At 50.6% G+C, this 7,946-nt stretch carries 7 protein-coding genes; 4 read left to right on the top strand and 3 right to left on the bottom strand.

The annotated features are described in order from the left end of the window. Nucleotides 1-37: 37 nt before the first annotated feature. Nucleotides 38-322, top strand: coding sequence for a GYD domain-containing protein (locus LBQ00_08130; protein ID MDR2018813.1), 285 nt, complete (start codon nucleotides 38-40; stop codon nucleotides 320-322). Nucleotides 323-419: 97 nt separating this feature from the next. Here the strand turns inward: LBQ00_08130 and dtd are convergent, their stop codons facing one another. After that, a complete protein-coding gene (gene dtd, locus LBQ00_08135; GenBank protein ID MDR2018814.1) occupies nucleotides 420-863 on the bottom strand; it encodes a D-tyrosyl-tRNA(Tyr) deacylase in 444 nt (147 codons plus the stop codon). Nucleotides 864-1,059: 196 nt separating this feature from the next. Then, the gene (gene fusA / locus LBQ00_08140) at nucleotides 1,060-3,153 is read right to left on the bottom strand and encodes an elongation factor G (protein ID MDR2018815.1); all 2,094 of its coding nucleotides are present in this window, start codon (nucleotides 3,151-3,153) and stop codon (nucleotides 1,060-1,062) included. Between the two features lie 529 nt (nucleotides 3,154-3,682). Between fusA and LBQ00_08145 the strand changes: the two genes are divergently transcribed. The 3 genes from LBQ00_08145 to LBQ00_08155 all read left to right on the top strand — a co-directional run bounded on the left by LBQ00_08145 (nucleotide 3,683) and on the right by LBQ00_08155 (nucleotide 6,820). Beyond that, the gene (locus LBQ00_08145; GenBank protein ID MDR2018816.1) at nucleotides 3,683-5,056 is read left to right on the top strand and encodes an MFS transporter; all 1,374 of its coding nucleotides are present in this window, start codon (nucleotides 3,683-3,685) and stop codon (nucleotides 5,054-5,056) included. Nucleotides 5,057-5,465: 409 nt separating this feature from the next. Next, nucleotides 5,466-6,392 (top strand): zinc dependent phospholipase C family protein, encoded by a 927-nt coding sequence (locus tag LBQ00_08150; GenBank protein MDR2018817.1) that lies wholly within the window; start codon nucleotides 5,466-5,468, stop codon nucleotides 6,390-6,392. A gap of 5 nt (nucleotides 6,393-6,397) precedes the next feature. Beyond that, a complete protein-coding gene (locus tag LBQ00_08155; protein MDR2018818.1) occupies nucleotides 6,398-6,820 on the top strand; it encodes a hypothetical protein in 423 nt (140 codons plus the stop codon). Nucleotides 6,821-6,889: 69 nt separating this feature from the next. Here the strand turns inward: LBQ00_08155 and LBQ00_08160 are convergent, their stop codons facing one another. Continuing rightward, nucleotides 6,890-7,354 (bottom strand): hypothetical protein, encoded by a 465-nt coding sequence (locus LBQ00_08160; GenBank protein ID MDR2018819.1) that lies wholly within the window; start codon nucleotides 7,352-7,354, stop codon nucleotides 6,890-6,892. Nucleotides 7,355-7,946: the final 592 nt, after the last annotated feature.

Raw genomic sequence — 7,946 nt, forward strand, 5'->3', positions numbered from 1 at the left:
TGACAGATATGATATTGATGAACAAGGGGGTAATGCCATGGGTCTTTATGTAATGTTTACAACCCTGACTGATGAAGGCAGAAAAACGACTAAGAATAACCCCGAAAGGATAAAAGAGGTCGACAAGGAAGTGGAGAAAATGGGCGCCAAGATCATTGCCCAGTATGCTGTCATAGGGGCCTATGATTTTGTGACCATCCTTGAAGCGCCTAATAACGAGGCAATCGCTAAAGTATCCGTCGAACTCGGGTCCAGGGGAACCATAGAGGTTGAAACTCATGCCGCGATCCCCATTTATGAGTTCATCGAAAAGATGACCTGATACGTCCGGCCTATGCCGGCATTTTCCGGCCTGCCCTAAGCTGTTCGCTCCGTCGTCTTTTTTAAGACCGGCGTCTCATGTTTAAGGCCGTCTCTATCTATAACCGCGAGTCTATAATCAGCGTGACTGGACCATCATTGACGAGGGCAATCTCCATGGAGGCCTGGAAGATACCCGTCTCCACCCTCCCGACTTTCCCGCGGACCTTGTCAACGAAAAGCTCAAAAAACTTCTTTGCCTGAGCCGCATCCATAGCGTCTGAAAAGGATGGCCTCCTGCCTTTCGAACAGTTCCCGTAAAGGGTAAACTGGGACACAAGAAGGAGTTCTCCGCCGGTGTCGAGAAGAGACTTGTCGAGCCTGCCTTCATCGGTTTCGAAGATCCTTAAGTTGACGATCTTATCAGCCATCCACTCCATATCCCTGAGAGCGTCGTCTTTATGTATACCGATTAGCGCGAGTATCCCCGGCCCGATCTTCCCTACAATTTCTCCGCCCACGGAAACGGACGCACTTTTGACGCGCTGCAGAACCGCCCTCATGTATAAAGCCCCCTTTCTTTCCGGGCAGCGCGCGCAACGGCCATACAAGTCACGACTCACGGCCATTTAGGCGCCCCGGCTATACCGACTATACTAAAGGAGGTTGAGAGATATCCGCCGTCTCTCAACCTCCTTAATTTCAGATCAAATGCTGCCGGACAGGACTGCCGGCCATATCACTGTTTGAGCGCCTTCCTTACTTCTCCTGTTCCTTTTCCTTCTTCGCCGCCTCGACTATTTTGGGCAGAATGTGGGCCGGAACTTCTTCGTAGTGAGAGAATTCCATGGTGAAGGTGCCTCTGCCTCCGGTCATGGATTTCAGGTCCGGTGCATATTTCAGGATCTCCGCCATGGGAACCGCCGCTTTTACCACCTGGTTGTTCCCCTTTGATTCAACGCCGATGATTTTACCTCTCCTTGAGTTAAGATCGCCCATGATATCGCCCATGTGCTCGTCTGGGACAATTACTTCTATTTTCGTGATCGGCTCAAGAAGGGTCGGACTGCACATTTCCAGCCCCTTTTTGAAACCCATGGACGCGGCGATCTTGAACGCCATTTCCGAAGAATCGACATCGTGATATGATCCATCGTAAAGGATAATCTTGAAATCAGTAACAGGGTAACCCGCAAGGATACCCTGGTTCATGGCTTCCACAACACCCTTCTCCACGGCCGGTATGTACTGCCTTGGGATCGCGCCGCCCACTATTTTGTCAACAAACTCGAATCCCGACCCCCTCTGGAGAGGCGCAAGCTCAAGCCAGGTGTCGCCGTACTGTCCCTTCCCTCCCGACTGCTTCTTATATTTTCCCTGGACCTTCGTGGTCCCTCTGATGGTCTCTTTGTAAGGTACTTTCGGTTCCTTGAGTTCCACTTCCACGCCGAATTTTCTCTTCATTCTTTCGACGATTACTTCTATATGAACCTGTCCCATGCCAGACAATATGAATTCCTTCGTCTGCTCGTCCCTCGTGTATTTGACGGTCTGATCCTCTTCCATCAATCTGGAGAGAGAGGTGTTGAGTTTGTCCTCGTCGCCCTTTGCCTTTGGCTGTAGGGAAAAGGAGATGAGCGGAGGAGGACTTACGACGCCCGGGTATTTTATGGGAGTCTTCTCGTCGCAGAGCGTATCGCCCGTGCCTGTGCTTTTAAGCTTCGCCACTACCGCAATGTCGCCTGCAGAAGCGAATCCGGCGGGCTTTTGCTTCTTGCCCACGAGGTAAAATATCTGTCCGATCCTTTCCTTCTCGTCCGTCGTGGTGTTGAGAATGGTCATATCAGGATGGACTTCACCCGAATATACCCTGAAGAGGGTCAGTTTACCTGCAAAAGGATCGGTAATTGTCTTGAATACATAAGCGCTGAAAGGCTGATCGGCTACAACCGTTCTTTTTATGGTTTCCCCGGTTTTAGGATCAATTCCTTCCGCCTCGGCCTTGTAAGCAGGCGGCGGGAAGTACTTCGCCACCGTGTCAAGGAGCATGGGGATGCCGATGTTTTTTGAGGCTGAGCCGCAGATAACAGGAGCGATCTTCATGGTCCATATGCCTTCCTTCAGGCACTTCTCTATCTCTTCTTCCGATATATCTTCACCGTTTAAGTAGCGCTCCATTATCTCGTCGTCCGTCTCTACTGCGCTTTCCACGAGTTTTTCGCGGTACTTTGCCGCCTCGTCCTTGTATTCAGCGGGAATGTCGACCGTGTCGAACCCTCCTGAAGCGTCCCCTTTGAACATATATGCCTTCATGGCGAGAAGGTCGACGATACCCTTAAAGTTTTCCTCTTTGCCGATGGGAAGCTGGATGGCAAGGACCGACCGGTCGGAAAAATTCTTCTGCACATCCCCAAGAGCACGCTCGAAATCGGCCCGCTCGCGGTCCATCTTGTTGATAAAGATGCACGCCGGGATACGGAACTCGTTTGCATAGCCCCATACCTTCTCGGTCTGGACCTGGACTCCTGATACCGCCCCTACGACCACCACCGCGCCGTCGACAACGCGCATACATGACTTTGCGTCAGCCACAAAATTGTCGTCGCCGGGCGTATCGATAAAATTGATCTTGTTCTTACCCCACTCAAAGCACGCGATGGAAGACGATATGGTTACCTTGCGCTCCACCTCTTCAGGCTCATAGTCCATAAGCGACGTACCGTCGTCCACTTTGCCGAGTCTCGTGTTCTCCCCGGAAAGAAAAAGCATAGCCTCAACAATTGACGTCTTGCCCTCTCCTCCATGCGAAAAAATTCCTACGTTTCTTAATGTTGCAGGCTCGTACTTTTTCATGAAAAACTCCTTTCCCGGATAATCAAGCTGACTGAATCCTGTGATTCTACCCTGTCTTTTGCCAAGAAATCAAGAATTTAAAAGCCAGCCCCGGGAGGCGGGTCCGGTGAAATATCTCCCGCGCCGTTTCAATATTTTCAGACACTTGAAAAAACGCCTGCCTTATATACTTGCAATTTTTCCGGAAAGCGTATCTTCCGGTCCCGTTCCGGCCGTTCCATGCGACATTCCGTCCAAATAAGCGCGAGAATCAGAATTGGCTCCGCCCGCCCAATGCCCCGCCCAACTATCCGCTGTCCCTCCGCTGCCAATGCCCTATCTTGCCGGTTTGCTTATCTATTTACAATGATAAATATGTGCGATATATAAGCTTATGCACATGATCGCGCGGAAACTGTTCCTACCTTCCTGTCCACACGCTCATCACCTGCGTCACAGGAAAACACTGGCTAAAGTTACGGTCGGCTCATCGCCGCCAACAGCATACTTGGGCTTAATGATTAAATAATTGATTAAATAGGGAGTGACCTTGGCGGAAGAGAGAGACAACAGGAAGTCCGTACTGATCGTCACCACGGTTTCGAGCTTTCTCGTACCTTTGTCCCTCGCGACCGTAAATATCGCCCTTCCCACAATCGGAAGAGAGCTGGGCGCGACCGCCATTGCGCTCAACTGGATCGCCACAGCCTATCTCCTCACCGCCGCAATGTTCCTTGTCCCTTTTGGAAAGATGGCGGACATGTTCGGCAGAAGAAGGATCTTTATTTACGGGATGTGGTGGTTTACCGCCACATCTTTTTGTCTCGGCATGGCTCCTTCCGCCGGGGTTCTCATATTCTTAAGAGCCCTCCAGGGTGTGGGCGCCGCCATGATCTTCGGTACAGCCGTCGCCATAGTGAGTTCCGTTTTCCCTCCCGGAGAAAGAGGCAGGGCCTTGGGGATAAACATAGCGGCGGTCTATATGGGCCTCTCATGCGGCCCATTTTTCGGGGGTATACTAACCCAGCAGATAGGGTGGAGAAGCGTCTTTTTCATCAATGTGCCAATGGGGCTTTTTGTCATCCTCCTGAGTATCCGGAAACTGAAGCAGGAATGGATGGAAGCGAAAGGGGAGTCTTTCGATTTCGTTGGCTCCTTTATCTATGTCCTCATGCTGCTTATGATCATGTACGGGTTTTCATGCCTCCCGTCGGCAGCCGGCGGCGTCTTCATCCTTCTCGGGGCGGCGGCTGTCGGGACGCTCATATGGTGGGAACTCCGGACGGAAAACCCCGTTCTCGAAATCAGGCTCTTCATCACCAACAAGGCATTCACCTTTTCGAATGTGGCGGCCCTTATCAGTTACAGCGCCACCTTTGCAGTCGGGTTTCTCATGAGTTTCTACCTCCAAAGCATAAAAGGACTCACGCCGCAAAACGCAGGTATCATTCTTGTATCCCAGCCCATCGTACAAGCCGCTTTCTCGCCCCTTGCCGGCCGGCTCTCCGACCGCATTGAGCCAAGACGGGTGGCGTCGGCAGGGATGACCGTCACCGCAGCGGGCCTCTTATTACTCGCCTTTCTGCAAAGGGAGACCTCTTTGACCTTCATCGCCATGAGTCTCGTGATCCTCGGGTTCGGTTTTGCCCTTTTCTCCTCGCCCAATACAAATGCAGTCATGTCCTCGGTGGAGAAAAGGTTTTACGGAATCGCCTCCTCGACCCTTGGGACCATGCGCCTCGTGGGGCAGATGCTGAGCATGGGCATCGCCATGCTGGTTTTCGCGGTCTATATGGGAAAGACCGCTATCACTCCGCAGTATAATGACCTTCTTCTGAAAAGCATCAAAGTTATTTTCAGCATTTTTGTGGTCCTCTGCGCGGCCGGGATATTTGCGTCGCTTAAACGGGGAAAACTCCACTAAAAAAAAGGGGGGGTGGAGGCCGGTAAAAGGATGTATACGTTTCAGCCGCTCCTCAAAAATCTATGGGATATTGTTTTTATTATGGTAAATTCGCTATTCTTCTTGACATTATCAACATTATGGTATTTTTGTATATTCAACATGCGGTATTATTGCCCATGCAGGATAAGAGCGCCTCATAAAGATTTTCCGAAATCTTTTGGATGTAAAAAATTACCATGCTTTCTTGCTTGTCCAAATCCGGACTGATACGTGTCCTGGTATCAGTATTTTTTCTGCTTCAGGGCAAGAGGCGCATCGCCTCGTTTCTTAAGGCAGGAGGCATCAATTAAACAAGGCGCGGGAGACACTTAAACTGCAAAGAGCATGCGGTGCTCGCCGTAACAATCTTATCTAAAGGAGTATATTTATGCCAGGAGCATATACCCATCTTACCATGGTATCGTTGCTAAACAGATCCAACGAGCTTGCCGGGCTTGGAGGTCTGTCAAAAGAAAAACTTGGCCCGCTTATGCAGCACAGTAAATTTTTTGAACTTGGCGCGGTCGGTCCGGATTATCCCTATTTAAGCGTCGCAAGCGGCGCGTCTCAAGAATGGGCAGAAGCCATGCATTACAGGCATACCGGTGACAGGCTTAAGGCAGGCATAAAATATGTTCAAGAAATGTCCGGACCGGAAAAAGAAAAATATAAAGCCCTTGCCTGGCTTTTGGGCTTTGCTTCCCACATCATATTAGACGTTACGATACACCCCGTTACGAAACTGAAGGTCGGTCCGTATAAAGGGAACGAAAAAGCGCACAGGACCTGCGAGATGCACCAGGACGTATTCATATATAAGGAAATGAATGTTGGAGAAATATACTATGCCAATTTCTTGAAAGACGGCATCGCCACCTGCAACGACCCGAATCATAGTAACAGGCTTGATCCGACAATCTGCGAAGTTTGGGGACACATGCTGAAAACCGCGGACAGCCAGTTGTACAATGGTAATATCCCAAATTTTGATGCGTGGCACGCATGGTTCAAGACTCTCTTAGCAACCGCCTCCCCAGGCAAGTTATTTGCCTGGTCCCGCCATATGGCGATTGGCGACGGCCTTCTTTACCCCGCAGCACCTGACAATTCCTATATCACTTCCCTTCAAACGCCAAGCGGCGGTCCCCTCCCCTTTTTGGAGGTTTTTAGAAAAGCCCGGACCAATGTCCGTGAATACTGGGCAATTATCGCACGCGCGTGTCTTTCGAAAGATGAGGCTGATTTACCGCGAATCAGGAATTGGAATCTGGATACCGGAGAAGACGAAGCGGGAACTATTACTTTTTGGGGGTAATCGGAATGCGAAAACTATATTTAACCTTTGCTGTTTTTCTGCTGCTCGCCTCCTGCGCCACTGTCTCATGCAATGGCATAACAACGGAGAAAATGAACAGGCTGGAGATTGCCCTTGGCCGATTGAGCAATGCTGTGGAAGGCTTGTTGTGGACCAACCCTGAGAACACCACGGGCTTGATCGACACGGCATGCAAGGACGACCCTTCCATGTGCGAAGCCTTTGGCGACAATAAGCTTTACAGCAGGGTTGTCGGCGGCCATGCCGTACTGTTGCTTTGCACCAAGGACGGCAAGCGTGCGCTTGTGGAAGATATTGCCTGCACGCCAACGCCTGATCTCAAAGCGTGGGTTGATGGCATTGCGCCATGCAAGTTCACTTTACCCGACCAAAAGATATATGACTCCTGCACACCAGAGGGAAAGTAAAGGCGCAGGGCTTAAATGGTCCTGACGGGTTTTATTGCTTTTAAGCGTTAAACTTATCTGATTAGCCATTTACTGGCCAGCGTGGCGGCGTGAATTCAGCAGGTCCCACTTCACCCGCACGGGGGTAGGGCTGAAGTCAATAGAGGTCCTGGCACCCAACTGACCGTTTTGATTACTTCCCCAAGCCCATACCGTACCATCCATGTCAAGGGCAAGAGAATGGAGGCTTCCCCCGGCCAGGGCAGCCACACCGGATAGTGGAACTAACGTGCCGTCATAATCTTTGACCTTAACCCTGACGGGGGTAGTTTTATCAGCAGTGGTCCCGTCGCCTAACTGACCGCTATCGTTCCTTCCCCAAGCCCACACCGTGCCGTCGTCTCTAAGGACGAGAGAGTGATAGAATCCGGCCGTCGCCATGGGAGTCACCTTTGCCGCAGATGCAGATGCGGCGGGCGCCATAAAGGGCATGAGCATAAGCGCAAACGCCGCTCTTAAGAGTATTAAGAAGAGCCTGCTTTCCCTGGTTTGCATGTTTGCTCCTTATCCTGAGGGAGTACCCCCCCCGTTTTGCGTTTTGTTTTCCGGCAGTGCCTTTAGCGCCTTAAAGATTAAAGAAACACGGCTTATTACTGTCTTACAGTATGGGGATAACTGGAATATCGGCAAATAAAATAACGGCAACCGGTTTGAAACTGTCTTAGTTAACCCCCCCCTCATGTATTATAAGCACGATATATGAAAAAACAAGGTCCTGCGGCGAAGAAATGTACTAAAAAGAGTCCGAAATATAGTTTACCCCTGAGCGTCAAAGGGTACGAGGGGTTTGTTCGCCCCCAAAGTCCAAGAGTTAACCCCCTTTTGGGGGATACGAGGGATCCCCGCTTTCTCGCCTACCCCCGCCCCGTCGAGGGAAGGGATTAGCCCCAGAACCTTCACCCCGATTGCATAAGCATCGAAGGGATCCAAAGGTATTCTATCTGGGAAAAACTGATAAAGGAGAGCGTCGGTATAATGAATATCTGCAGGCTGCGCGCTACTTTATTGAAAATACTTATCCTCAATATGAAGCGTCAGCGGGATACACTTTTTACCCGTTATTGGAAGAACGTTAGCTTCATCGCCA

The sequence above is a fragment of the Syntrophobacterales bacterium genome (genome assembly GCA_031274925.1).
In the GTDB taxonomy this organism is placed as follows: domain Bacteria; phylum Desulfobacterota; class Syntrophorhabdia; order Syntrophorhabdales; family Syntrophorhabdaceae; genus PNOM01.